This is a genomic window from Tenacibaculum sp. UWU-22, from assembly GCF_041021355.1.
Classification (GTDB): Bacteria; Bacteroidota; Bacteroidia; order Flavobacteriales; family Flavobacteriaceae; genus Polaribacter.
Genome location: NZ_JBFNGP010000001.1, coordinates 1,132,669 through 1,158,052, shown reverse-complemented (window position 1 = coordinate 1,158,052; position 25,384 = coordinate 1,132,669). Strand labels below are relative to the sequence as shown.

At 31.7% G+C, this 25,384-nt stretch carries 22 protein-coding genes; 14 read left to right on the top strand and 8 right to left on the bottom strand.

Annotated elements, in window-relative coordinates:
- The first annotated feature begins 27 nt into the window (after window positions 1–27).
- Window positions 28–654: a YqaA family protein gene (locus AB2B44_RS05160; RefSeq protein WP_369048476.1), complete on the top strand. Its 627-nt coding sequence runs from the start codon at window positions 28–30 to the stop codon at window positions 652–654.
- Between the two features lie 24 nt (window positions 655–678).
- On the opposite strand, the gene AB2B44_RS05155 is transcribed toward AB2B44_RS05160, so the two are convergent.
- The 3 genes from AB2B44_RS05155 to AB2B44_RS05145 all read right to left on the bottom strand — a co-directional run bounded on the left by AB2B44_RS05155 (window position 679) and on the right by AB2B44_RS05145 (window position 3,070).
- Window positions 679–1,299 carry a hypothetical protein gene (locus AB2B44_RS05155; RefSeq protein ID WP_369048475.1) on the bottom strand — a complete coding sequence of 207 codons (621 nt, stop codon included), beginning with the start codon at window positions 1,297–1,299 and terminating at the stop codon, window positions 679–681.
- Window positions 1,300–1,312: 13 nt separating this feature from the next.
- Window positions 1,313–2,080, bottom strand: a complete 768-nt coding sequence (locus AB2B44_RS05150) for a DNA/RNA non-specific endonuclease (protein WP_369048474.1) — start codon at window positions 2,078–2,080, stop codon at window positions 1,313–1,315.
- Window positions 2,081–2,179: 99 nt separating this feature from the next.
- Window positions 2,180–3,070: a sterol desaturase family protein gene (locus AB2B44_RS05145; protein WP_369048532.1), complete on the bottom strand. Its 891-nt coding sequence runs from the start codon at window positions 3,068–3,070 to the stop codon at window positions 2,180–2,182.
- A gap of 317 nt (window positions 3,071–3,387) precedes the next feature.
- On the opposite strand from AB2B44_RS05145, the gene panC reads away from it, so the two are divergent.
- From panC to radA, 4 genes are all read left to right on the top strand, one after another.
- Entirely contained in the window at window positions 3,388–4,260 is an 873-nt protein-coding gene (gene panC / locus AB2B44_RS05140) for a pantoate--beta-alanine ligase (protein WP_369048473.1), read from the top strand.
- A gap of 18 nt (window positions 4,261–4,278) precedes the next feature.
- Window positions 4,279–4,629 (top strand): aspartate 1-decarboxylase, encoded by a 351-nt coding sequence (panD, locus tag AB2B44_RS05135; protein ID WP_369048472.1) that lies wholly within the window; start codon window positions 4,279–4,281, stop codon window positions 4,627–4,629.
- Between the two features lie 2 nt (window positions 4,630–4,631).
- Entirely contained in the window at window positions 4,632–5,579 is a 948-nt protein-coding gene (locus tag AB2B44_RS05130) for a lysylphosphatidylglycerol synthase transmembrane domain-containing protein (RefSeq protein WP_369048471.1), read from the top strand.
- Between the two features lie 78 nt (window positions 5,580–5,657).
- Window positions 5,658–7,019, top strand: a complete 1,362-nt coding sequence (gene radA, locus AB2B44_RS05125) for a DNA repair protein RadA (protein ID WP_369048470.1) — start codon at window positions 5,658–5,660, stop codon at window positions 7,017–7,019.
- Between the two features lie 13 nt (window positions 7,020–7,032).
- On the opposite strand, the gene galB is transcribed toward radA, so the two are convergent.
- Together galB and AB2B44_RS05115 are read right to left on the bottom strand one after the other, a co-directional pair.
- Window positions 7,033–9,501 carry a beta-galactosidase GalB gene (gene galB / locus AB2B44_RS05120; RefSeq protein WP_369048469.1) on the bottom strand — a complete coding sequence of 823 codons (2,469 nt, stop codon included), beginning with the start codon at window positions 9,499–9,501 and terminating at the stop codon, window positions 7,033–7,035.
- 182 nt (window positions 9,502–9,683) lie between these two features.
- Window positions 9,684–11,282 carry an arylsulfatase gene (locus tag AB2B44_RS05115; protein WP_369048468.1) on the bottom strand — a complete coding sequence of 533 codons (1,599 nt, stop codon included), beginning with the start codon at window positions 11,280–11,282 and terminating at the stop codon, window positions 9,684–9,686.
- Between the two features lie 447 nt (window positions 11,283–11,729).
- Between AB2B44_RS05115 and galK the strand changes: the two genes are divergently transcribed.
- Window positions 11,730–12,875 carry a galactokinase gene (galK, locus tag AB2B44_RS05110; RefSeq protein WP_369048467.1) on the top strand — a complete coding sequence of 382 codons (1,146 nt, stop codon included), beginning with the start codon at window positions 11,730–11,732 and terminating at the stop codon, window positions 12,873–12,875.
- A gap of 23 nt (window positions 12,876–12,898) precedes the next feature.
- Here galK and AB2B44_RS05105 read toward each other — a convergent pair whose 3' ends face one another.
- The gene (locus tag AB2B44_RS05105; protein ID WP_369048466.1) at window positions 12,899–13,957 is read right to left on the bottom strand and encodes an endonuclease/exonuclease/phosphatase family protein; all 1,059 of its coding nucleotides are present in this window, start codon (window positions 13,955–13,957) and stop codon (window positions 12,899–12,901) included.
- Window positions 13,958–14,127: 170 nt separating this feature from the next.
- On the opposite strand from AB2B44_RS05105, the gene AB2B44_RS05100 reads away from it, so the two are divergent.
- The 8 genes from AB2B44_RS05100 to AB2B44_RS05065 all read left to right on the top strand — a co-directional run bounded on the left by AB2B44_RS05100 (window position 14,128) and on the right by AB2B44_RS05065 (window position 23,981).
- Window positions 14,128–16,926, top strand: coding sequence for a carboxypeptidase-like regulatory domain-containing protein (locus tag AB2B44_RS05100; RefSeq protein ID WP_369048465.1), 2,799 nt, complete (start codon window positions 14,128–14,130; stop codon window positions 16,924–16,926).
- 23 nt (window positions 16,927–16,949) lie between these two features.
- A complete protein-coding gene (locus AB2B44_RS05095; protein ID WP_369048464.1) occupies window positions 16,950–18,395 on the top strand; it encodes a DUF5689 domain-containing protein in 1,446 nt (481 codons plus the stop codon).
- Window positions 18,396–18,533: 138 nt separating this feature from the next.
- On the top strand, window positions 18,534–19,625 hold the full coding sequence (locus AB2B44_RS05090; protein ID WP_369048463.1) for a diphosphomevalonate/mevalonate 3,5-bisphosphate decarboxylase family protein: 1,092 nt from the start codon (window positions 18,534–18,536) through the stop codon (window positions 19,623–19,625).
- A 31-nt stretch (window positions 19,626–19,656) separates the two neighbouring features.
- Entirely contained in the window at window positions 19,657–20,148 is a 492-nt protein-coding gene (locus AB2B44_RS05085; protein WP_369048462.1) for a toxin-antitoxin system YwqK family antitoxin, read from the top strand.
- 53 nt (window positions 20,149–20,201) lie between these two features.
- Window positions 20,202–21,128: a mevalonate kinase gene (locus AB2B44_RS05080; protein WP_369048461.1), complete on the top strand. Its 927-nt coding sequence runs from the start codon at window positions 20,202–20,204 to the stop codon at window positions 21,126–21,128.
- 16 nt (window positions 21,129–21,144) lie between these two features.
- Complete coding sequence (locus tag AB2B44_RS05075) at window positions 21,145–22,050, top strand: geranylgeranylglycerol-phosphate geranylgeranyltransferase (RefSeq protein WP_369048460.1); 906 nt, start codon at window positions 21,145–21,147, stop codon at window positions 22,048–22,050.
- 83 nt (window positions 22,051–22,133) lie between these two features.
- Window positions 22,134–22,964 carry a pseudouridine synthase gene (locus AB2B44_RS05070; RefSeq protein ID WP_369048459.1) on the top strand — a complete coding sequence of 277 codons (831 nt, stop codon included), beginning with the start codon at window positions 22,134–22,136 and terminating at the stop codon, window positions 22,962–22,964.
- A 123-nt stretch (window positions 22,965–23,087) separates the two neighbouring features.
- A complete protein-coding gene (locus AB2B44_RS05065) occupies window positions 23,088–23,981 on the top strand; it encodes a metallophosphoesterase family protein (RefSeq protein WP_369048458.1) in 894 nt (297 codons plus the stop codon).
- 45 nt (window positions 23,982–24,026) lie between these two features.
- On the opposite strand, the gene AB2B44_RS05060 is transcribed toward AB2B44_RS05065, so the two are convergent.
- On the bottom strand, window positions 24,027–24,614 hold the full coding sequence (locus tag AB2B44_RS05060) for a uracil-DNA glycosylase family protein (protein ID WP_369048457.1): 588 nt from the start codon (window positions 24,612–24,614) through the stop codon (window positions 24,027–24,029).
- Window positions 24,615–24,641: 27 nt separating this feature from the next.
- The gene (rsmI, locus tag AB2B44_RS05055; RefSeq protein WP_369048456.1) at window positions 24,642–25,319 is read right to left on the bottom strand and encodes a 16S rRNA (cytidine(1402)-2'-O)-methyltransferase; all 678 of its coding nucleotides are present in this window, start codon (window positions 25,317–25,319) and stop codon (window positions 24,642–24,644) included.
- Window positions 25,320–25,384: the final 65 nt, after the last annotated feature.

Here is a 25,384-nt window from a genome sequence, read left to right as displayed (position 1 = left end):
TTTAAAAAATTTAAGAAAAAGTGAAAAATGCCTCCTAAAAAAACTAAAAAAAAGAACACTACCGCTACAGTAATACGCTTACACAACTATTATTTGCGAACAGGTTTTTATCTATTTATTAAAAAAAGTATACAAAAAGCTTTTTTACCTATTGTATTGGTTATTTTAGGGTTGTTGCTATTTAACAAGTTTGTGTATAATATTAATGATGGCTTACACATTTTAACGCAAACTTTTTCAAGAATAGGTATTTTAACCACTTTTTTTATTTCTGAAACTCTATTAGGATTAGTACCTCCCGAAATTTTTATAGCTTGGTCTAAAAAAACACCCGACCCTATTATAAACTTAGCTCTTTTAGCAACTCTTTCTTATATTGGAGGTATGATATCATACTTTTTTGGTAGAACCGCCCTAAAAATAAATAGTGTGAAAAATTATTTAGAAATTAATATGGCTCAACATATTAAAAATACCAGTAAATGGGGTGGCTTTTTAATTGTTGCTGGAGCTTTGTTACCTTTACCTTTTTCGATTAGCTGTATTACTGCTGGAATTATTAAATACCCCTTTAAAGGTGTTATGGCATTTGGATTATTTCGTTTTTTACGATTTGCTATTTATGCATGGGCTATATTTTCTGTTGTAAATTAATTTACCCAATAATAGACCTTAGGCTTATATACATTTTTTTAGCAGTTTTTTTATTCCAAATTCAGGGCTTGACAAAACTTCTTTTTTCAAGTCTGTTAGATAGGTTTTTGCACCTTCCATCGAGGCTTGAGCTAAAAAAACAACTTCAACTTTAGAGGCTATTTGCTCAATGCTTTTAGCAATTCCTTTTTCATACTTTTCAATATCTTTATTCTCAAAGTAAGTCCAAAATTCACTACAATCGCAATTTAAAATTTCGATTTGTTTATTTAATTCTGAGGCAACTTTAAGTATTAAATTCTCACTCACTTTTTTTGTTGAATGCGCGGTAAAAGCCAATCCAATTTTAGTATAGTTTTGAACCATGTATTCAATAACGGGTTTATCAATCCTATAAACGGTAGTATGATTATCACACTCTTCTCCGTATGTTGAACAAGTACAAATTAACAATGAGGGGTTTTTCTTTTTTATGTTTTCAATTTCATTCTTAAATAATTCAGAATCAGCTTTTCCAGATAACAAAGCCGTTTCAAGAAGTTTTTCATTTACAAAATGTTTAACGGTAACATTTTTATCGTATTTTCTTACTAATTTTTCAAATCGTTGAATATGTATTTCTGATGTATGTAAAAATGCAATCATTTTTTTTAATCAACTAACGAAAACTCCAATTTTTATATTCGCTAGAAGCTTCTAATTTGGTTTCGATACTATCTGGTAGATTCGGAAAAAAATCAATCCCTGTTTTTTGTTCTATGCTATCTATAGAAACCACAAATTTATATAATGGCAAATTACTATCTTTATTCGGTATTAAAAATGCTATTGCTTTAATTTCTGGCTTCGTATAATCTAACAAAATTTTATAAAACTGTTTTGGTACCGAAACTTTATCGGCAACACCTATAGTGGGTAAGTTATCTTCTAAAACGCCGCCCGTTACCACATACAAATGCCCATATTTTTTTGCCCAATAACGAGTTTTTTGCTCTAACCGATTCCAAATACCTGAATTAAAATTGTGGTTTTGTGGAGATATATTAGAGGTGTAAAATGTTTCGTCATATAATTTTTTAGAGGCTCTTCTGTCTCCAGCAGGGCATAAATGCCCTCTGTCGTAACCCGAGTTTCTATAGCTTCTCCAATCGGCAGAATGGGTTTTTACTTTAGGGTCTTCATTAAAAAAAGGGCGATCTCTATTCGCATAAACAATATCACTTTTATCTAACGAATACGCCACCCATTCAGCCTGTTCATGCGCCTCACTATACGACAAAACATATGCTTCGTGTTTAATAATTTGACCTGTGGTAGAGGTGGGTAAATATGAAAAATCATCTGGGTTGCTAGAAGTCGTCGACTCAAAAACTTGCTCGTTTTTATCCTGCTTTTTATGTGATTTATTCTGGTTATAATACCTCATAAGGTATTTACCTATAAGGCTAAGAACAAGTATTATTAGAACTATTTTTTTTGATTTTCTCATTAATTTTTCAACGGTCTTTATCGTAATAAAATTATATTAAACATCTTTTTTACCTAAAGGATATAGTTCTTGATGCAAAAAATCGTACGGAAAAACCTCATCGCCATCAAACCCTAATTCAATATCTCTACCTGAATACGGAATATAATTGGTTTTAAACAAATAATCCCAAAGGCTCAATGTAATACCAAAATTAACCCCCTTTTCTCTGTCTTTTGGCAACTCTTTTGCATGATGCCAAATATGCATTTTAGGGTTGTTAAAAATATATTTTAAAAAGCCATAATCCCAATTAATATTAGCATGGTTTAAATGCCCAATAGTAATGTTGAAAAAATGAACAATGGCTACATTTTGAGCGGTGAATCCGCCCATTATAGCTAATGGAATATATTTAATAGAATTATATATTACTGGCTCCATCCAATGATACCGTAGATGCGCCGCAAACCCCATTTGTTTTACTGAGTGGTGAACTTTATGAAAGTTCCATAAAAACTCATACCGATGTAGTAAAGTATGTGTAAACCACTGTACAAAATCAATAATAATAAAAAACACAAAAATTCGGGCACCTAATGAAAAAGTATTTATATCAAACAATTGAAAACTAGAAACAGACAAACCAAAGCGCTGTAAAATATCATTTAATAATTCAGACACCGTATTAGATAAGGCTATCAGTACAATTAAATTTAATAGAAAAAAATTAAAAAACATATAAAATGTATCTAGCCAAAAATCTTTTCTAAAAATAGCTTGTTTCTTACGCCATGGAAACAATATTTCTAACCCCCAAACCACTAACGAAATAATAATTAAGCCGTAAAAATAATTATCCCAATGGTTTACATTAACAAGTTCATTTTTAAGATAATTCCAATAATTAGCATACGAATTTTTTATAATATCTAGGTATTTATCCATCATTAATAAATCTTTATTTTAATTCTAAAAGTACTTCTAGCACAAAGCTACTAAATTAAAAATAGGTTTATTTAAGCCCGCCTAAAAAATAGTATTGTTTTATTTTAACAAATATTTTATTCCGCACACTTTAAAAATAAAGCAACAAGTTTTAACTTGCTTACGTTTAATTTCGACTATAGAGCTCTTTATGTTATTCAAAATAATTTATTACTTTCGATAAAACAGATTGTTTTATTTAATTATTTAAAAATCAATCAAATAAAATATACAAAACACTTGATCTAGTCTTTTTTAATATACAATTAGGTTTTAAAATGAAAATATTTGAAAAAAAAATGGCTTTACAAGCCTATATTACCCCTTTGAAAGAATCAAAAAAATCAATAGGATTTGTGCCAACTATGGGCGCTTTACATGAAGGGCATTTATCACTTATAAAAAAGGCTAAAAAAGAAAACCAAATAGTTGTGGTAAGCATTTTTGTAAACCCTACACAATTTGACAACAAAGAAGATTTAGAAAAATATCCTCAAACCTTTAACAACGACGTAAAATTACTACAGTCGGTAAATTGCGACATCTTATTTTTTCCTTCAGTAGAAGAAATTTACGATCAAAATATTATTTCAAAAAAATTCGATTTTGACGGCTTAGAACATCAAATGGAAGGAGCATTTAGAAAAGGGCATTTTGATGGAGTAGGAACTATTGTAAAAACCTTATTCGAAATTGTTAAACCTACTACTGCTTATTTTGGCAAGAAAGATTTTCAACAATTACAAATTATTAAAAACTTAGTAAAAAAATACGATATCCCTGTAAAAATTGTGGGTTGTAAAATTTATAGAGAAACAGATGGTTTAGCCATGAGTTCTAGAAATACCCGACTAACAAAAAAACATCGAAAAGCCGCTCCATTTATACATAAAACATTAAAAAAAGTAAAGAAAAAATTTAAAACAAAAAGTATAGCAGAATTAACCCAATGGGTACAAAAAAAGTTTGAAAAAAATTCTTTACTAGAATTAGAATATTTTACCATTGCTGATGAAACCACTTTAAAACCTATAAAAAGCAAAGAATCAAACAAAAAATATCGTGCTTTTATAGCTGTTTATGCTGGAGATATTCGTTTAATTGACAATATTGCTTTAAAAACAAAAAAGAAAAAGACAGCTAAAATTTAAAAATAGTATTTTTGCACCATGTTAGTTCAAGTAGTAAAATCTAAAATCCACCGCGTAAAAGTTACGGGTGCCGATTTAAATTATATTGGAAGCATAACCATTGACGAAGATTTAATGGATGCTGCCGGAATTATAGAAGGAGAGCGCGTTCAAATTGTAAACAACAACAATGGTGAGCGTTTAGAAACATATGCTATTCCTGGCCCACGAAAAAGTGGCGAAATCACTTTAAACGGTGCCGCTTCTAGAAGAGTAGCTGTAGGTGATATACTTATTTTAATTGTATATGCTTTTATGGAATTAGAAGAAGCTAAAAACTTTAAACCTAAATTGGTTTTTCCAAACGAAGCCGATAACACACTTACTTAATTTTGAGTATTAAAAAAATTTTAAAGGTTATATTACCTCTCGCTTTAGGTTTTTTTTTAGTTTGGTATTCACTTACTAAAGTATCAATAAATACCCTTTTACATTATTTTAAACATGCACATTACGGCTGGATTGCTCTAGGGCTTTTTTTTGGAATTCTTAGTCACTTATCAAGAGCGTATCGCTGGAAATTTTTATTAGAGCCCATGGGGTATAAGCCGCTGTTTGCCAATAGTGTTATGGCTGTTTTAGTAGCCTATTTAGTAAACTATGCTGTACCTAGAGCTGGAGAAGTATCGCGAGCAGCAGTAATGGCAAACTACGAAAATATTCCGTTCGAAAAAGGCTTTGGAACCATTGTTGCCGAAAGAATTGCTGATTTAGTAATGCTATTAATTATAATATTTATCACCTTATTTGTTCAATACGATTTTATTTATCAATTAATTTTTAAAAACTTTAACCCTATTAAAATAGGCGGTATTTTAATTGCTTTAGTAATTGCATTTATTATTTTTACACGTTTTGTGAAAAAAGCAACATCGGGTATTGGCTTAAAAATAAAAACCTTTATTTTGGGGTTAATCGAAGGCGTTACCAGTATTTTTAAAATGAAAAATAAATGGCCGTTTATTTTTCATACCGTTTTTATTTGGGTCATGTATGTTTTAATGTTTTGGGCTACAATTCCTGCAATTGACGGCCTACATGTTCCTATAGGAGGTGTTTTAATAGGGTTTATAGCTGGCGGATTTGCTATCGCAGCAACTAATGGTGGTATTGGTTTGTACCCTATAGCTGTAGCAAGTGCTTTATCGTTGTTTGGTATTGCAGAAGAGCCCGCAACTGCTTTTGGGTGGATTATGTGGACTGCACAAACAGCTATGATTATTATTTTTGGAGGACTCTCTTTTCTATTACTCCCTATCTATAATCGAAATAAAAACTAATAAAAAACATTCTCTTTTTTAACAACGCCCTTTTTCAAAGTAAAAACTTTGTAACTTTGAGGCTTTCAAATTATTTTAATGGCTAAGGTAAAAACTACTTTTTTTTGTCAAAATTGTGGAACACAATATCCTAAATGGGTCGGGCAATGTAAGGCTTGCAACGAATGGAATACCGTAATTGAAGAAATTGTTGAAAAACAAGAAAAAAGAAGCTGGAAACAAACCGCCAATACAAAACAAGCCACAAAGCCATTACGAGTTGATGAAATTTTACTAAACCCCGAAGAACGAATTATTACGAATAATAAAGAACTCGACACCGTTTTAGGAGGCGGCCTAGTTAAAGGTTCCGTTACTCTTTTAGGTGGAGAGCCAGGTATTGGAAAATCAACTTTATTATTACAAATAGCCTTACAAGTTAATCAAAAAGTATTGTATGTTTCTGGCGAAGAAAGTCAGTCGCAAATAAAAATGCGCGCTGAAAGATTAAACAAAAAACAAAATACAGATTGCTTAATTTTAACCGAAACTAACACTCAACAAATATTTAAAAACATTGAAAATATTACCCCCGAAGTATTAGTAATCGACTCTATACAAACCCTGTATACAAATTCTATTGAAGCTTCACCTGGTAGTATTTCACAAATACGAGAAACCTCGGCAGAATTAATAAAATTTGCCAAAGAAACCGCAACACCTGTAATATTAATTGGGCATATAAATAAAGAAGGGCATATTGCTGGCCCTAAAATATTAGAACATATGGTCGATGTTGTTTTGCAATTTGAGGGCGACAGAAACCATTCGTATCGTATTTTACGTTCACAAAAAAACCGTTTTGGTTCTACTGCAGAATTGGGTATTTATGAAATGCTTTCAAATGGTCTACGCGAAGTTTCTAATCCGTCAGAAATTTTAATTTCAAAAAAAGATGCTAATTTAAGCGGTATTGCAATTGCTTCAACTCTAGAAGGCACACGCCCTTTAATGATCGAAATACAGGCTTTGGTTAGCTCTGCTGTTTACGGAACGCCACAACGCTCTACAACAGGTTACAACCTAAAACGGTTACACATGATTTTAGCGGTTTTAGAAAAACGAGCAGGCTTTAAATTAGGTGCTAAAGACGTTTTTTTAAATATAACTGGAGGCATACATGTTGATGACCCAGCTATTGATTTAGCAGTAGTTTCTGCAATATTATCTTCTAACCAAGATTTAGCAATTAACCCCAACGTATGTTTTGCTGCCGAAATTGGTTTAGCAGGAGAAATTAGACCTGTTTCTAAAATTGACCAACGTATTAATGAAGCTGAAAAGCTAGGTTATAAAACATTTGTAGCCTCTAAATACAATAAAATTACCGCTAAAAATCATAATATAAAATTAGTATTGGTTGGTAAAATAGATGAGGCTTTTGCCACCTTATTTGCATAAACAACTCTTTGAGCTATTCTGTTTGTATTTGCAAAGTTGCTGTTTGTAAACCTTTAGACGAAGCTTCTATTTTTACAACACCTTTTTCTCCTTTTTTACTTTTAACTACTAATAAACATAAACCATTAAATGCTTTTCTATAAGCAGCTTGAAAAGGTTCAACAGATGCCGCATTACCGTTTCCAACGGCTGCAATAGTTGCAGGCCCTGTTACTTTAAATTCAACCTTATTGTCTGCAAGAGGGCATATATTTGCATCTTTATCTTCTATTTTTACAGTTATAAAAGATAAATCATAACCATCAGCAGCAATGGTATTTCTATCAGCAACAAGCGCTACTTTAGCAGGTTTATCAACTGTTTTAATAACTTCTCTAACAGCTTCTTTTCCATCTTTATAACCTATCACCAACAATTCTCCTGGCTCATAAGGCACATTCCAACTAAGTCTATATGGAGAACTAAACATTTTTGGGCGTTTACCCCAAGCAAAAAATTTAACAGGAATATCTGTTTTATCAACCCCCATCGTTTTTTTACCTAATGATTTTCCGTTTAAAAACAGTTCTGCTTCATCACAATTACTATAACAATATACTGGGATGGTTTTATAAGGGGTGTTTTCCCAATTCCAATGAGGTAAAATATGAATCATCGGTTTGTTTGTCCATTTACTTTGATAGAGATAAAATCTATCTTTTGGAAAACCACATAAGTCAACAGCTCCAAAATAAGAGCTTTTCGATGGCCAATCTGAAGTCCATTTTCCGTGAGTAAAATTATCTTGACCACTATAGGGTGTTGGCTCACCTAAATAATCAAATCCTGTCCACACAAATTCGCCTAATACATTGGGTATTGAATCTTGAAAGTAAAATTCAACATCGGGAGGATAAGCCCAAGAGGGGCTTTCAACATCGTAACTACTTACTTGAAATGTTTCGCGCTTACCATACTTTTTTATAGGTAAATAATAAACTCCTCTTGAAGACACGCACGATGAGGTTTCAGAGCCATAAATAATCCAATTAGGATGTTGTTCTATGGTTTTTTTATAAAGCGTTGGTTTATAATTAGCACCCACTATGTCTACCTCATCTGCTAACCCGTTTTTAATGGCTGCTGTAAAATTATTAAATCCTGCGGTAACAGGTCTTAGTGAATCTTCTTCATGACAAATAGCAACCAATTTACGAGCCAATATATACCCCTCTTTTTTACCCTGTTCTCTAATTTCGTTACCAATACTCCACATAATAACTGAGGGATGGTTTTTATCGCGTTTAATCATATCTCGCAAATCTTGACTATACCACTCGTCCCAATATTTACTATAATCATTTTTTACTTTTGACATTTTCCAACAGTCAAAAGCTTCTTCCATAACTAAAAGCCCCATTTTATCGCAAAGTTCTATTTGCTCGGGAGATGCTGGGTTATGAGAAGTTCTAATTGCATTAACTCCCATATCTTTCATAATTTGCAACTGTCGTTCCGTAGCTCTGTAGTTTACTGCGGCTCCTAATGGACCTAAATCGTGGTGTAAACAAACCCCCTTTAACTTTATACGTTTTCCGTTTAAAAAGAACCCTTTATTGGTAAATTTTATAGTTCTAATTCCGAATGTAGATGTATAAACATCTATAAGTTTATTTTCTTTATATACCTTAATATTAGCGGTATATAAATAAGGCGAGTCTAAACTCCATAATTTGGGGTTTTTAATACTTAACTCTTGTTGTAGCGTTTTTTCGGTTTTAGCATTAAATTTAAAATGAGTGGTATGGGTCGCTACTTTTTGATTTTTTTCATCTATTACCGTTGTTTCTATTTTATAAGCTCCTCTAATTTTATTATTGTTAGTAACAGTGGTTTTTATATTTATAGTAGCCGAGTCTTCTTTATTTTGGGTAACTATGTGTGTTGCCCAATGTTTTATGTGTACTTTATTTTTAGATTCAATCCACACATTTCTATAAATTCCAGCTCCAGGATACCATCTAGACGATAATTCTTCTGGATGAACTTTTACTGCAATTACATTTTTTTTGTCAAAATAAATATAAGGCGTTATATCTATTTCAAATCCAACATAGCCATTAGGTCGGGCATAAACTTTTTGACCGTTAATGTAAATGGTTGAATTACTCATAACTCCATCAAATTCAAGAGTTATAACCTGCTCTTTAAGCGCCTTATTTAACGTAAAATATTTTCTATACCATGCTTCACCAAATACAGGTAAGCCACCTGTTCTTAAATTATTTTCACGGCTAAAAGGGCCTTCAATTGCCCAATCGTGAGGTAAATTGAGTTTTCTCCAATTAGAGTCATCAAATTTTGTTGTAGCAGCTAACGAATCGGTAGTTTTCATAAACAACCAATCATCATTAAATGATTTTCGATCGCTATGTAACGTTTGTGATTTTAAACAAGATGTTAAGAGAATTAACGCAAAAAAAGAGTATAAATAGTTTATCATTAGTTAATTTTATTTTGGGGCATACACTTATTAATATGTTATTATATTAAATAAAAAAACGAAAAGTGAACATCTTATCCGACACCCACTTTTCGTTAAAAAAATCTGTAAAATAAAAACCTATATTTTACATTCTAAAAACATTGGTTTATACAAAAACCTTTGTTTTTAATGCTTGCTGCTTATGAATGTGAGTTTTTTGTAGGTTTTTTTTGTGAATTTTTTTTATGAGGTTTTTGCTCGTCACCTCGAATGGCTTTATAAGCAGCAAGCATTTCTTTTAATTTTTCAGGATGTGATTTTGCAAGATTATTTCGTTCACCAATATCTTCTTTTAAGTTGTATAGTTGATATTCTTTAGAGTTACCTGTTTCAATATTTACTCCTCCAATAACTTTTGCCCCATTATGCGGCGGAATTAATACCCAACTACCTTGTTTATATGCGGTTCTTCTTGTTGCTTCTACAACTAATTCTTTTCTACCTTGATTACTGTTACCTAGCAATACATTTAATAAATTTTCACTATCAGGCCCAGTAATAGGGCTATTTACAAGCGATGATAACGATGAAAATATATCTGTTTGGCATATTAATGCATCAGATGTTGCTGGTTTTATTTTTCCTTTCCAATAGGTAAAAAATGGCACATGTGTACCCGCTTCAAACAAACTATATTTACCACCTCTAAAAGGCCCCCATGGTTTGTGTTTTCCTAATTTTTCAACAGCGTCATCATAATAACCATCATTTAAAACTGGGCCATTATCACTTGAAAAAATAATTAAGGTATTGTCTAAAAGATTTTGTTCTTTAAGAGTTTGTATAAATTGTCCAACACACCAATCAGCTTCTAAAATAACATCTCCTCTAGGACCCATACCTGATTTACCTACAAATTCTGGACTTGGAGTACGTGGTACGTGAGGCTGTTGTAGCGCATAGTATAAAAAGAATGGTTTATCTTTTTCGTTCTTAACAAAGTTTTGTGCTTGTGCCAAAAATGTTTTAGCCATAGTTTCATCTTTCCATTTAGCAGCTTTACCGCCTTTCATAAAACCAATTCTAGGAATACCATTAACAATGCTATTGTTGTGACCGTGATGCCACTTCATTTTTACCATTTCTGGATTGGTAAGTGCTGTTGGTTCGCCTTCGAAGTTTTTTCTATAACTTACTTCGATAGGATCATTAGGGTCAAGGTTTTCTACTGTTCCGTTTTTAATATATACGGTAGGCACTCTATCTTGAGTTGCTGCCATAATAAAACTGTAATCAAAACCAACCTCGTTGGGGCTAGGAGTAATATGTTTATTCCAATCTATATTTCCATCACCAAGTCCTAAATGCCATTTTCCAACCACTCCAGTATAATATCCTTTTGATTGTAACATTTTAGGCATAGTTGATTGCGTAGTACTTATTAGCAAGGGTGCTGTTCCAGGAAGTATATGAGCATTTTTATTTCGCCACGGATAACTACCCGTTAATAAAGCATATCTACTAGGCGTACAGGTTGAAGATGAAGCATAACCATTGGTAAACCGAACCCCATTATTTGCTAAATTATCAATGTTTGGTGTTGATATTTCTGTTGCCCCGTAACTACTTAAATCTCCATAACCTAAATCATCTGCGTAAATAATAACAATATTAGGGAGTTTAGTTACTGCTTGCTTAGCGCTACTTCTTTGAGCAAGTTCTTTGTTACTACTTTTACAAGCATTAAAAAAGCTAGAAATAAAGATTGCGACAAGAACTACAATTAATTTTTTTTTCATTTGTTAAGTTATAAAATTTTGAATAGGTAAGTTTATTATCTTAAAAAGTGCCTCGGCAGATACTAAAATAAAGTGCCCCTCGACACTACATAATATTTTCGAAAACTTTTAAAGGTTTCAAATTTAGATAAAAAAAAATCTAAAAAGGGTAACAAAAAAGTCAATTTAGGGTAATAATTAAAGCAAATTTTAAAAATACTCATGTAATTTTACCCCATATTACTCCTATTCGTTTCAATTTATTTACAATTAAAGTGTCTCATAGCTTTACTAGATAGCTTTACCGCATCGATAAAAATAGAGAAGTCAAAATAATTAGTTTAGCCAATGATAATTCAGGTTTATTTTTACCTTTGTGACTTGTAAATAAATCCTTTTTAGGAAATTTTTTAAATAACACAGATAGATGTTGAGTCTGTTAAATGAAACTAAAAATCAAACGGATAAATGAATACTGAAGCTATTAACAAAGTAAAAAGCATTTTTATTGATACATTTAAAAGTAACCCTTTAATGATTTTTTCTCCTGGTAGAATAAATATTATAGGAGAACATACCGATTATAACGATGGATTTGTTTTTCCTGCAGCCATTGACAAGGGAATTTATGCCGCTATTGGCAAAAGTAATTCAAATGAAAGCACCATTTATGCATTAGATTTAAACGACTCTTTTACGTTTTCTGTAGATGATTCAGAATGTGAAAATTGCAAAGGATGGAAAAATTACATTTTTGGGGTGGTTGCCGAAATACAAAAAAAAGATAAAACCTTCACTAATTTTAATTTAGTTTTTTCAGGAGACATTCCTGAAGGAGCTGGCTTATCATCATCTGCTGCTTTAGAAAACAGCGTTGTTTTTGGGTTAAATGAATTGTTTAATCTTGACCTTACCAAAGAAGAAATGATTTATATCTCACAAAAGGCCGAACATAACTATGTCGGTGTAAAGTGTGGTATTATGGATCAGTACGCTAGTATGTTTGGACAAAAAGACAAAGCGTTATTGTTAGATTGCCGAAGCTTAAAAGCCCAACCCTATTCGGTTAATTTAGGTGATTACCAACTACTACTTATCAACACCAATGTAAAACATAACTTATCTGATAGCGCATATAATAATCGTAGAGAAGTATGTGAAAAAGTAGCTAAAATGCTTTCTAAAAAAGCTTTGCGAGATGCAACAGAAGATGATTTAAACAAAATTAAATCTAACCTTGACTTAGAAGATTATTATAAAGCGTTATACGTTATCAAAGAAAACGAAAGAGTAAAAAAAGCTGCCAAAGCAATAGAAAACAAAGATATTAAAAAACTAGGCAACCTACTTTTTGAAACCCATGATGGATTAAAAAACAACTATAAAGTAAGTTGCAGCGAATTAGATTTTTTAGTTGACAAGGCAAAAGAAACCGATAGTGTTATCGGAGCTAGAATGATGGGTGGTGGTTTTGGAGGATGCACCATTAATATTATTGACAAAAAAACAAAAGAAACCTTTATTAAAGATGTAGCAGAAGCCTACAAAAACAAGTTTAATACCGAGTGTTCATTTTATAACGTTATGTTAGAAGAAGGCACACATGTAATATAAATTTGAATTTTTAAAACTTCTTTTTAGTTTTTATTTTCTTTAATTAAATAAATATATACGGGGTAATGGTCACTGTATCCGCCTGTATACACACTATTGGAAAAACTACGTTTAGGATAGCCTTTATAACGCCCTTCTTTTTCTGTTAAAAAACGTTTGTTAAAAATAGCAGCCCTAAACACTTTATAAGTTGAAAAATTATTATCCCCCTTATTTAATAACGGGGCACTAAACATAATTTGATCAAATAAATTAATTTTATCTTGATAACCTAAAGTATTAAATCCTCTTCGAAACATATCTTCATACGGATTGTAAATATCGTTTTCTGCAACATTTTTCTTTTTAGATTTTGTTTTTAATATATTTTTAAAACTAGAATCTATTGGGTCATCATTAAAATCACCCATAATTAATATTTTAGCATGCTTATCATTTTCTCTAATTTTTTCAATAATTTGAGTTACTTTATAGGCTGCTTTTTCTCTTAACGGGCGACTTTTAAACTCACCTCCCCTACGCGAGGGCCAATGGTTTACGATTATATGAATCAACTCATCATCTAAATACCCTGTTACCAATAATATATCACGGGTTTTTATTTTTATATTATCTACATATATATTAGGGTTAAAAACTTCATAGTTTATAGGCTTAAAGTATCTTTTTTGATACAATAAAGCCACATCAATACCCCTATTATCTGGCGAATCAAAATGTATAATATCATACTGTTTGTTTTTCAACTTTTCGGCATGTACTAAATCTGCTAACACATTAAAATTTTCAGCTTCAGCAACCCCAATAATTGCCGGACTTGTTTTAGCTTTTTCTTCGCCTAATTGAGAAATAACATTCGATAGTTTAGATATTCGATCCCAATAAACTTTTGACCGATCCATCTTGAGCTCCATAATTGGACTCGCTTCATCATTCTTATTCAAATCATTTATCGTATCAAAAAGGTTTTCTAAATTATAAAAAGCAACCGTTCTTATATTATACTTTTTACCTGAACTATTTTGAGCATAATTTGTAAAAAAAACAAAAACAACAAGTAATACAAAGAATAAACGTTTCATTTTTTAAGCAATTCTATTACAAAAATAAAACAAATTTTAGACCATTTTTTTTTCAATTCTCAAAATCTATAACCAAAACATTATGTAACCTTAACATATTTATGTCTTAAAATTTAATATATTTGAGAGAGCTTCATATTTATACAGAATATGTAGCCTAATTAAATTCTATGAAAATTTTTTTAACCATACTATTTTTAGGGATAACTCTAAACCTAAACGCACAAAGTATTGTTAAAGGGTTTGTTGTTGACAACAATTCTAATACTCCTTTACAAGGCGTTCAGATTAGTATAGAGAGCATTACCAATCAAAAAACAACAAAAAACGGTTCATTTTTATTACAAAACATCCCCAAAGGAAACCATTTAGTTAAAATAGATTTAATAGGTTATGAAAGTCAAGTGTTTCCTATAACTACAAATGAAAAGCCTATAGATTTAGGCACTATACCACTGTTTAGTAATCATTTTACCGAAGAGCAAGAGTTAAGTAGTATTACAATTACTGATGACGAGTTAAATGATAACACAAACGAAGCAGACAATATCTCTGGTCTGTTACAGGCTTCTAAAGATGTGTATTTACGCACAGCCGCTTTTGAATGGAACGCTTCATTTTACCGAATACGCGGATTAGGCTCTGAAAACGGAAAACTACTTATTAATGGGGTAGAAATGAATAAAATTTATAATGGAAAACCACAATGGAGTAACTGGGGCGGGTTAAACGATGTGCTACGCAATCAAGAATTTAGCACAGGATTAGCTCCTTCTGCATACACTTTTGGCGGTGTTTTAGGCACTACTAATATTAATGCAAGAGCATCTGAAGCTCGTACAGGCGGCAAAATAACCTACTCAGCATCAAACCGAAATTATCAACACCGAATAATGGCTTCTTACGCCTCTGGACTAACAAAAAACGGATGGGCATATACCTTTGCTATTGGTAGAAGAGCTGGTAATAAAGGCTTTTTTGAAGGCACTTCATATAATGCCAATTCAGTTTTTGCTTCAGTAGAAAAAAAGATAAACAATAAACACAGCATTAACTTTACATCTATCTATGCACAAAATAAAAGAGGAAAATCTGCCCCACACACACAAGAAGTATATGATTTAAAAGGAATCAAATACAATGCTTATTGGGGCTACCAAAACGGAGAAGTACGAAATTCTCGTATTAAGCGTATCGAAGAGCCTATACTAATGTTAAATTATTATTGGAATATTTCTCAAAAAACCACATTAAACACCAATGTAGCATATCAGTTTGGTCAAATTGGAAATAGTCGTTTAGATTATAACGGAAGCTATTTTAATGCTAATTCTGTAGATGGTGATGGCAATCCATACATTATAGATTTGGGCGGAGCTAACCCAGACCCAACCTATTATCAAAAACTACCAAGTTATGGGCTACGTGAAAAACTACCAAACGTATACGAAATAGAACAAGAGTTTATTAAAAACGGACAAATAAATTGGGCGCAATTATACCGAGCAAATACAAATGCAACGGGTTATGCTTCGTATGTATTGTATGAAGACCGAAACGATGATCAGCAATTTACAGCGAACACCATTTTAAATAGTTACATAAATGATAACATCACCTTTAACGCAGCATTAAAATACCAGAACTTAAAATCGGAAAATTTTGCAAGTATTCTTGATTTATTAGGTGGCAATCAGTATTTAGATGTAGACACTTTTGCCGATAGCTTCAACCAAAAACAAAACAACTTATTAAACCCTTTACACAAAGCAAAGGTAGGCGATAAGTTTAAATATAACTTCAACTTGTTTTCTACCATAATTGATGGTTTTATACAAGCACAGTTTACCTATAAAAAAATAGATTTCTATGGAGCTGCAACGTTGTCAAATACTTCATATGAAAGAGAAGGGTTATATAAAAACGGAGGTTTTGAAAGCAACTCATTAGGAAAATCACCCAAACAAACTTTTACCAATTTTGGTGCAAAAGCAGGAACAACTTATAAAATTACAGGTCGTCATTTATTGGACTTTAATATAGCCTACCTAACAAAAGCCCCCTCTTTACAAAATACTTTTTCTAATTCGAGAGAAAATAATGATGTTGTAACTAATTTATCTAACGAAAAATTAATGACCTTTGATGGTAGTTATATTTTACGTTCGCCTATACTACAAGCTAAACTTACTGGGTATTTCACTAAAATACAAGACGCTACAGAAATATCTTTTTATTTTGCTGACGGTGTAGGCGGTGATAATACGGCATTTGTACAAGAAATATTATCAAATATTGATAAAAAACATTTCGGTGTAGAGTTAGGAATCGAGGCTAAAGTTACTCCAACAATTACACTAAAAGGGGCTGCCAATGTTGGTCAATACACCTACAACAACAATCCTACTATTTATTTAACTACTGAAAATAATAAGGCATCCGAGTCAGCAGGTTTTGTACAAGGATTAAAAATTTTAGGAAAATCAAATTTAAAAAACTACAAAATAGCAGGTGGACCACAACATGCCTTTTCTATTGGTTTTGACTATAAAGACCCCGATTACTGGTATTTTGGAACAACCGTTAACTACCTAAGCAACACCTATGTAGACGTTGCCCCATTAACAAGAACTAGCAACTTTGCCAATGATGGCGGAACTCCTTTTAACGATTACAATCCAGAAATAGCTAAACAACTATTACAACAAGAAAAATTTGACCCATACACTGTAGTAAATGCCATCGGCGGAAAGTCTTGGAAAATAGCAGATAATAAATACATCGGTTTTTTTGCAAGCATTGGTAACATATTCAATACAAAATATAAAACTGGTGGTTTTGAACAAGCAAGAAACGCTAATTATAGACAATTAAGAGACGATAAAGCGCTCGAAAAACCTCTGTTTGGCAACAAATATTGGTATGGTAGAGGCACCACTTATTTCTTAAATATAAATTATAGATTTTAACCAATAGCTTTAAATCAAAAAAAATGAAACCAAATAAATTCTATAAAACCATATTATTTTTAATCCTTACTCTCGTTTTTACTGCTTGTGTAAAAGACAATGATTTTACAGTTCCTGATATAACGATAACAGAACCAAATATTAGTACCGATGTTTCTATTTCTAAAATTCAAACCGATTTAATTCAAGAGTACAATTTAAATGGTAATTTAACCTATACCTATCGTGAAAATGACACCCCTACCTACGTCGAAGGCTATGTGGTTTCTAGTGATGCGGCAGGAAATTTTTATAAAACCTTAATTGTTCAAGACGCCATAGAAAACCCCACTGCAGGTATTCAAATTATGATTAATAGCAGTACTTTAAGCCAAACCTATGAAGTAGGAAGAAAAGTATATATTAAATTAGATGGATTAACGGTTACTTATGATGACGGACAAAGTGCTTCTAAAATTAACCCCACAGATAACGTTTCTGGAGTATACAAATTAGGATTATTAGATTATAACGGACAAGTAGAAAGCATTCCTTCAACTACATATAGAGACTATATTGTACGATCTTCAAAAGTAGCAGAAATTGTACCAACACCTATTAAAATTGACAATATTGAAGAAAAAAACATAAATACTTTAGTACAATTAAACAATGCCCAATTTAAAAAAAGTGAATTAGGTAAAACTTTTTCTGATGAAAAAAATGATGCTTTTGATGGGTTTAGAACTATTTTTGAATGCGAAACCGAAGCAACTGCCTTTCTACAAACGAGCACCTTTGCAAGCTTTAGTTCAAACAAAATTCCCACAGGAAAAGGAACTGCTGAGGTTGTTTTATCAAAAGATTATTATGCCGAAAATTTTGTTTTAATTGCCTCAACCCCATCTGATATAAATTTTTCCGATACAGAGCGTTGCGACCCCCCAATATTAGATTGTGGCGAAAGTAGTGAAACAGGTAGTAAAACAATTTTTGAAGAAAATTTTGATAACGTATCCTCTAACACAGCATTAATTAATGCAGGTTGGACTAATGTAAACGTAAATAATGGCAGTAAATTATATGCATTAAAAAGTTATAGTGGTAACAAATACATGGAAATATCAGCGTATAAATCAGGTGAAAATCCTTTAGAGGTTTGGTTAGTTAGCCCTGCTATTAATTTAGATTCATCTACCGATGAAAATTTATCTTTCGACACTAAAACGGGATACAATAATGGAGCTGCGTTATCGGTATGGATTTCTACCGATTTTACAGGAGGCGTAACCAATGCTACTTGGCTAAGAGTAGATGGTACTATTGCCGACGGGCCTTTATCAGGATACCAATCTAACTATACAAATTCTGGATTAATAAACCTTTCTTGCTTATCAGGTGATGTATATGTTGCATTTAAATATTTAGGAGGTGATAGCAGTATTACCACTACCTTTCAAATAGATTCTATAAAAGTAACTGGAAATTAATTTTTAAATACAAAATCAATTAACAAGAAACAGTTTTAAAAATATCACTTTAATAATGAATTCTATTTTTGTAATCCATTTATAAAAATTAGCACAAGTGTAGGCTATATTTTATCTTTACTGCCAAATATTTATACTTTGAACACTTCGGCATTTATTAACACCATTACACACACACTACCTCAAAAAGCAACTTATACATGGCAAACACCGAGTAATATTGCTTTGGTAAAATACTGGGGAAAAAGCAATCCACAAATTCCAAAAAACACATCGATTAGCTTTACCCTAAATAATTGCCACACAATAACTACCATTGAGTTCATCAAAAAAGCACCTGAAGAAATAAAAGACCAAAACATTGATTTTGAATTATATTTTGAAGGAAAAAAGAAAGATGAGTTTAAACCTAAAATCACGGAATTTTTTAAACGAATTTTAACCTATTGCCCTTATATTTTAGAGTATAATATGACTATTCGGTCTAAAAACTCTTTTCCTCATAGTAGTGGCATTGCTTCATCGGCTAGTGGCATGAGTGCCATTGCAGTGTGTTTAATGAGTTTAGAAAAAGAAATAAACCCTAATTTATCAACAGATTTTTTTAACAAAAAGGCATCCTTTTTAGCACGCTTAGGCTCAGGAAGTGCTTGCAGAAGCATAGAAGGCCCAATCGTAATTTGGGGCAAACACCCTAAAATTAAAGAAAGTTCTGATTTATACGGAGTTAAATTTCCTTATAAAATACACCCCATCTTCGAAGAATATCAAGATACTATTTTACTCGTTGACAAAGGAGAAAAGCAAGTAAGTTCAACTGTAGGACACAATTTAATGCATGAACATCCGTATGCAGAAAACAGGTTTATTCAAGCCAACCAAAATATAGAAAACATAATCACCATACTCGAAAAAGGAGATATAAAAGCCTTTATTAATTTAGTTGAAAGTGAAGCCTTAACATTACACGCTATGATGTTAACAAGTAATCCGTATTTCATTTTAATAAAGCCCAATACGTTAAAAATTATAAATACTATTTGGGCTTATCGTCAAGAAAAAAACAGCAATATTTGTTTTACCTTAGATGCTGGAGCAAACGTACATGTGCTATATCCAAAAAATGAAAAGGAAGAAGTAGAAAAACTCATAACAGATAAATTATCAAAATACTGCGAAAAAAATCATTATATTTGTGATAATGTGGGTTTTGGAGCAAAACAACTGTAAAACCGAGTACAAACTTAAAACATAATCTATTATGAAAACCTCAACACTACTTTTAGTTTTACTTGTTGGGTTTTTAAGCTCTTCGTTAACAGCTCAAAAAACCATTTGGTTCGATGCAAATTGGGAAACAACCACCAAAGAAAAAGCCCACTATTATCGCCCAGTTCCCGAGAAAAAAGATAATAAATACTGGGTTGTAGATTATTATTTAGATGGCACAAAGCAAATGGAAGGATATAGCTCAGCAAATTCTCCAGAAGAAGATCATCTTGAAGGCTTAGTTTTATACTATTATCCTAGCGGAAAAATTTCACATAAAATTTACTATAAAGACGGAGCTGCCGATGGCAAACGTGAAGAATACTACGAAAGCGGCGAATTAAAAGAAGTAGGTAACTACGAAAATGGCAAACGCAGCGGAATATGGAAAACTTACTATAAAAATGGAAAAATACAAGTAAAAGGAAAGTATGAACAAGGTGAAAAAGTAGGTATTTGGAAAAGCTATTATAAAAACGAATAAGCATAAATAATAAATTTGTACTTTTGCACCCTAGTTATATATCATAAAAATAGATGAGAGGACCCTTATTTTACGCTAAAATTTTGTTATTTGGTGAGTATGGCATTATTAAAGACTCTAAAGGTTTAGCCATTCCCTTTAACGCATATAAAGGAGCTTTAAAATCAACAAAAGAATTGACTGGTGAAGCAAAAAAATCTAACGAAAGTTTACTTGCTTTTTACCAATATTTAACCACATTATCTACCGATATTGTTAGTTTTAATTTAGAAGAATTAAAGTTAGATATCGATAACGGTATGTATTTCGACTCTTCTATTCCACAAGGTTATGGAGTAGGTAGTTCAGGTGCTTTAGTAGCTTCTATTTACGATAAATACGCCGCCGATAAAATTACGGTATTAGAAAATTTAACACGAGATAAACTACTAAAATTAAAAGCTATATTTTCTTTAATGGAGTCTTTTTTTCATGGAAAAAGCTCTGGTTTAGACCCTTTAAATTCATATTTAAGCTTGCCTATATTAATAAACTCTAAAGAACATATAGAACCTGCAGGAATACCTTCGCAAAAAGAAGGTAAAGGAGCCGTTTTTTTACTAGACTCTCAACAAATAGGAGAAACTGAACCGATGATAAAGATTTTTATGAATAAAATGAAAAATGAAGGGTTTAGAAAAATGTTGAGCGAAGAATTTTCGTCTTATACCGATGCCTGTATCGACGACTTTTTAAAAGGAAATATAAAATCGCTATTTGGCAATGTAAAAAAGCTTTCTAAAACGGTTTTAGCCAACTTTAAACCTATGATTCCTTCAGCGTTTCACAACGTTTGGGAAAAAGGAATTCAAACCAACGAATACTACTTAAAATTATGTGGTTCTGGTGGTGGTGGCTACATATTAGGATTTACTGAAGATTTTAAAAAAGCACAAAAAAGCTTAAAAGACTATAAATTAGAGTTAGTGTATCGATTTTAATTCTTAAGATTTTATTATGAGTAAACTTAGCGTATTCTCAAAAAAAATCTTTAGTTTATTATCTGTCATTCGCGGACACAATATTCTGGTATTAATAGCCGCACAATATTTAGCTGCTGTTTTTATATTTTCAGATAAAAAATCGGTAAACCTTGTACTATTTGATTGGCACCTGTTTTTTTTAGTTATAGCAACTATCTGTGTAGTATCTGCAGGTTACATTATCAATAATTTTTACGACAGAAAAGCCGATTATATTAATCGACCACTAAAATCAGGTATTGATAATTACATAAAAGAAGAAACAAAACTATCGCTATATTTTTTTTTAAACTTTACTGGTGTTGCTTTTGGATTATTAGTTTCTTGGCGAGCTGCCTTATTTTTTTCATTTTATATTTTTAGCATCTGGTTTTACTCGCATAAGCTCAGAAAATATCCGTTTATATCGTTAATTACAGCAACAATATTAACCTTACTGCCTTTTTTTGTGATTTTTGTACACTATAAAAATTTTTCAAAAGTAATTTTTGTACATGCTCTTTTTTTATTTTTAGTAATCATGGTTCGAGAGCTTCTTAAAGATTTAGAAAACATAAAAGGTGCAATGGTTAATAACTACAAAACAATTCCGATAGTTTACGGCGAAAAAAAAACAAAACAACTTATTTTAGTCTTACTCTTTTTAACACTTATACCAATAGCTACTTTGTACAACTATCCTGCAATACAGTATATGAAATACTATTTCTATTTTGCTGTGGTTATATTTATTTTTATTGGCGTATATTTAAAAAAAGCCCATACAAAAAATCAATATAGGCTTTTACACAATGTCTTAAAAATTTTGTTGTTAATAGGGGTTTTTAGTTTATTATTTATAGATAAATCACTAATTTTAGACAGGGTAGTTACCTTTTAATGAACTTAAAAACAACTATTTAAAAAATAATAGCGATAAATTAAATAAATACTGTAATTTTGCGGGCTATTTTAAATATACCCATGAATAAAAAAAACTCGTCGAGAGGACGACAAACTAAGCGTGACAACAATCCTCAAGGTAAAAGCCAATCTCAAAAAAATTTTAGAAAACCAAAAGCAACACCCAAAAAATCGAATGAAAACGACGGTATTCGATTAAATAAATTTATTTCTAATTCGGGTATTTGTTCGCGTCGTGAAGCAGACACTTATATAGAACACGGAAGCGTAACGGTGAACAAAAAATTAGTTACCGAAATGGGCTACAGAGTACAACCAGGAGATGAAGTTCATTTTGATGGCACGCTAATTTCTATGGAGCAAAAAAAATATATATTATTAAATAAGCCCAAAAATTACATTACCACCATGGAAGATGATAGAGGACGAAAAACCGTAATGGAATTGGTTGGTAATGCTACAAAAGAACGAATATACCCTGTCGGGCGTTTAGACCGAAATACAACGGGGCTACTGCTTTTTACTAACGATGGCGAAATGGCTAAAAAGCTTACTCACCCAAAACATAATGTGCGAAAATTATACCATGCTTCTTTAGACAAAAAACTAACCTTAGCCGATTTAAACAAATTACGGGGCGAAGTTATTATTGAAGGTAAAAAAGTTTTTATCGATGCTGTTTCGTATGTAGAAGGCGAGAAAAAAACAGAGGTAGGTATCGAAATTCATTCAGGTAGAAACCGTATTGTTCGTAAAATTTTTGACTCTATAGGATATCATGTTGTAAAACTAGATCGTGTAATTTTTGCAGGATTAACAAAAAAGAATTTACCTCGTGGAAGATGGCGAGAACTAACACAACAAGAAATAAACACCCTACAAATGATATAAAAAATTAAAACTTAAACCATTTACTGTATTAAGTTTTAAAGTAATTAAGGTATTTATTAAAGTAAAAAACAAATTTTAAAACTCATTTTTTTTGTGCATCTTTATCACAAATAAAAAAAAGAGATGTCTGCTAATAGTAGAATTACAAACGCCTATAAAAACGCAAAAAAGCTACCGCTAAACAATAAAAGCAAATACATACTGTTTAGCGATTGCCATAGAGGCAATAATAGCTTTGCAGACGATTTTGCGCATAACAGAAATATTTACCTACATGCACTAACCCATTATTTTAATGAGGGGTTCACTTATATAGAATTGGGTGATGGTGATGAATTATGGGAAAATAGATATTTCAATTCTATTTTTAAAGCAAACAAACACATCTATTTATTATTAAAAGAGTTTCACGATACCAAGCGATTACATTTTATTTGGGGCAATCATGACATGGTATATAAAAACCCAAAAAAAGTTCAAAAAAACTTATTCTATTACCACGATACCGTAACTGGCACTGATAAAGAGTTGTTTACCAACATATCTTTTTCAGAAGCTATTTTATTAGTAGACGATCAAACCGAAAAATCTATTTTTTTATTACACGGTCATCAAGCCGATTGGTTTAATTATGTTTTTTGGCAATTAAGCCGTTTTTTAGTTCATTATTTATGGAAACCTCTGCAGGTACTAGGTATTTCAGATCCCACAAGCCCTGCTCAAAATTTTAAAGAATTAATAAAGGTTGAAAAGCGAATGGAACAATGGATAAAAGAAAACCATAATCAAATGGTTGTTATTGGGCATACACACCGCCCACGATTTCCAGAGCCTAATGAAATTCCTTTTTTCAACGATGGCAGTTGTGTTCATCCTAGGGCAATTACTGGGTTAGAAATAGAAAACAATCAAATTTCGTTAATTAAATGGCATATGATTTCTAATCACAACGGTACCTTACAAATTATTCGAACCGTTTTAGAAGGCCCTGGAAATTTAGAGCAATATATTGGTTAGCACTTTAATATGCTAGAGAATCTTATTAGCAAACTTTTTCCGTTATTAAACCTCCCCATTCTGGATTAATATTTTTAAAACCCTTTTTTGCAAATCAGGAATTATATCTTGTTCAAACCAACTATTTTTGGTCAGCCAAAACCTATTTCTAGGTGATGGATGTGGTAATACAAAATAACTAGGCAAATACACTGAGTAATTATGTACGGTTTCGGTTAGTGTTTTTTTTGCTTTTTCTTTTAAATAATACCGCTGTGCATACCCGCCAATTAAAATCACCAATTGCACATTCGACATTTTATTAAATAATTGTTGATGCCACAAAGGGGCACATTCTTTACGCGGAGGTAAATCACCATTTTTTGATTTCCCAGGATAACAAAACCCCATCGGAATAATCGCAAAATTATCCGTATTATAAAAATCGTCATCAGAAACATTAAGCCATTTACGCAATTGATTGCCACTAGCATCATTCCAAGCAATTCCAGAAGTATGCACTTTAATACCTGGAGCTTGTCCAATAATTACAATTTTAGCGTTTTTACTTGCCGAAACTATAGGGTTAGCCCCTAAGGCTAAATGAGGCTCACAAACCGTGCATTGCTTTATATTTTGCAAAAAATACCTCATTTTTAATACGTTAAAAATTAAAATAAATTACTTGCTTTTTTTACCCTCAACAACAATTACAATTTCTCCTTTTGGAGGTTTTTCGGTATAGTGAGCTAAAACTTTTTCTACCGTCCCTCTGATAGTTTCCTCAAATAATTTGGTTAACTCTCTTGACACAGAAATGTTTCTATCAACCCCAAAATACTCACCAAAGTGGGTTAATGTTTTTATCAATTTATGCGGCGATTCATAAAAAATTATAGTTCGAGATTCTTCGGCTAGTAATTTTAAACGAGTTTGTCTTCCTTTTTTTACAGGTAAAAATCCTTCAAAAACAAATTTATCATTAGGCAAGCCAGAGTTTACCAAAGCTGGAACAAAAGCTGTCGCACCTGGCAAGCACTCAACGGCAATATTATTTTGTATACAAGCTCGGGTTAATAAAAACCCAGGATCAGAAATAGCAGGTGTACCCGCATCCGAAATTAACGCTGCCGTTTCACCAGCTTGCAACCGTTTTATAATTTGATTAACCGATTTATGTTCGTTATGCATATGATGGCTATACATCGGCGTAATAATATCAAAATGCTTTGTCAATTTTCCGCTTGTACGTGTGTCTTCGGCTAAAATAAAATTAACTTCTTTTAAAACTTTAATCGCTCTAAAAGTAATATCTTCTAAATTACCAATAGGGGTAGGAACTAAATAGAGTTTGCTCATTATACATTATGATATTTACCTTTACAAACTTACAAAGATTTTAACGGAATTTTACTTCCCTTTAA

Bases quoted from the DNA above. Each gene is read 5' to 3' on its own strand.
- radA (WP_369048470.1), top strand. From the start codon at position 5,658: ATGGCTAAGGTAAAAACTACTTTTTTTTGTCAAAATTGTGGAACACAA.
- AB2B44_RS05150 (WP_369048474.1), bottom strand. From the start codon at position 2,080: ATGAGGTATTATAACCAGAATAAATCACATAAAAAGCAGGATAAAAAC.
- rsmI (WP_369048456.1), bottom strand. From the start codon at position 25,319: ATGAGCAAACTCTATTTAGTTCCTACCCCTATTGGTAATTTAGAAGAT.
- AB2B44_RS05115 (WP_369048468.1), bottom strand. From the start codon at position 11,282: ATGAAAAAAAAATTAATTGTAGTTCTTGTCGCAATCTTTATTTCTAGC.
- AB2B44_RS05155 (WP_369048475.1), bottom strand. From the start codon at position 1,299: ATGATTGCATTTTTACATACATCAGAAATACATATTCAACGATTTGAA.
- galK (WP_369048467.1), top strand. From the start codon at position 11,730: ATGAATACTGAAGCTATTAACAAAGTAAAAAGCATTTTTATTGATACA.
- AB2B44_RS05145 (WP_369048532.1), bottom strand. From the start codon at position 3,070: ATGGATAAATACCTAGATATTATAAAAAATTCGTATGCTAATTATTGG.
- AB2B44_RS05080 (WP_369048461.1), top strand. From the start codon at position 20,202: ATGAGAGGACCCTTATTTTACGCTAAAATTTTGTTATTTGGTGAGTAT.
- AB2B44_RS05160 (WP_369048476.1), top strand. From the start codon at position 28: ATGCCTCCTAAAAAAACTAAAAAAAAGAACACTACCGCTACAGTAATA.
- AB2B44_RS05100 (WP_369048465.1), top strand. From the start codon at position 14,128: ATGAAAATTTTTTTAACCATACTATTTTTAGGGATAACTCTAAACCTA.
- galB (WP_369048469.1), bottom strand. From the start codon at position 9,501: ATGATAAACTATTTATACTCTTTTTTTGCGTTAATTCTCTTAACATCT.
- AB2B44_RS05085 (WP_369048462.1), top strand. From the start codon at position 19,657: ATGAAAACCTCAACACTACTTTTAGTTTTACTTGTTGGGTTTTTAAGC.
- AB2B44_RS05060 (WP_369048457.1), bottom strand. From the start codon at position 24,614: ATGAGGTATTTTTTGCAAAATATAAAGCAATGCACGGTTTGTGAGCCT.
- panD (WP_369048472.1), top strand. From the start codon at position 4,279: ATGTTAGTTCAAGTAGTAAAATCTAAAATCCACCGCGTAAAAGTTACG.
- AB2B44_RS05070 (WP_369048459.1), top strand. From the start codon at position 22,134: ATGAATAAAAAAAACTCGTCGAGAGGACGACAAACTAAGCGTGACAAC.
- panC (WP_369048473.1), top strand. From the start codon at position 3,388: ATGAAAATATTTGAAAAAAAAATGGCTTTACAAGCCTATATTACCCCT.
- AB2B44_RS05095 (WP_369048464.1), top strand. From the start codon at position 16,950: ATGAAACCAAATAAATTCTATAAAACCATATTATTTTTAATCCTTACT.
- AB2B44_RS05065 (WP_369048458.1), top strand. From the start codon at position 23,088: ATGTCTGCTAATAGTAGAATTACAAACGCCTATAAAAACGCAAAAAAG.
- AB2B44_RS05075 (WP_369048460.1), top strand. From the start codon at position 21,145: ATGAGTAAACTTAGCGTATTCTCAAAAAAAATCTTTAGTTTATTATCT.
- AB2B44_RS05105 (WP_369048466.1), bottom strand. From the start codon at position 13,957: ATGAAACGTTTATTCTTTGTATTACTTGTTGTTTTTGTTTTTTTTACA.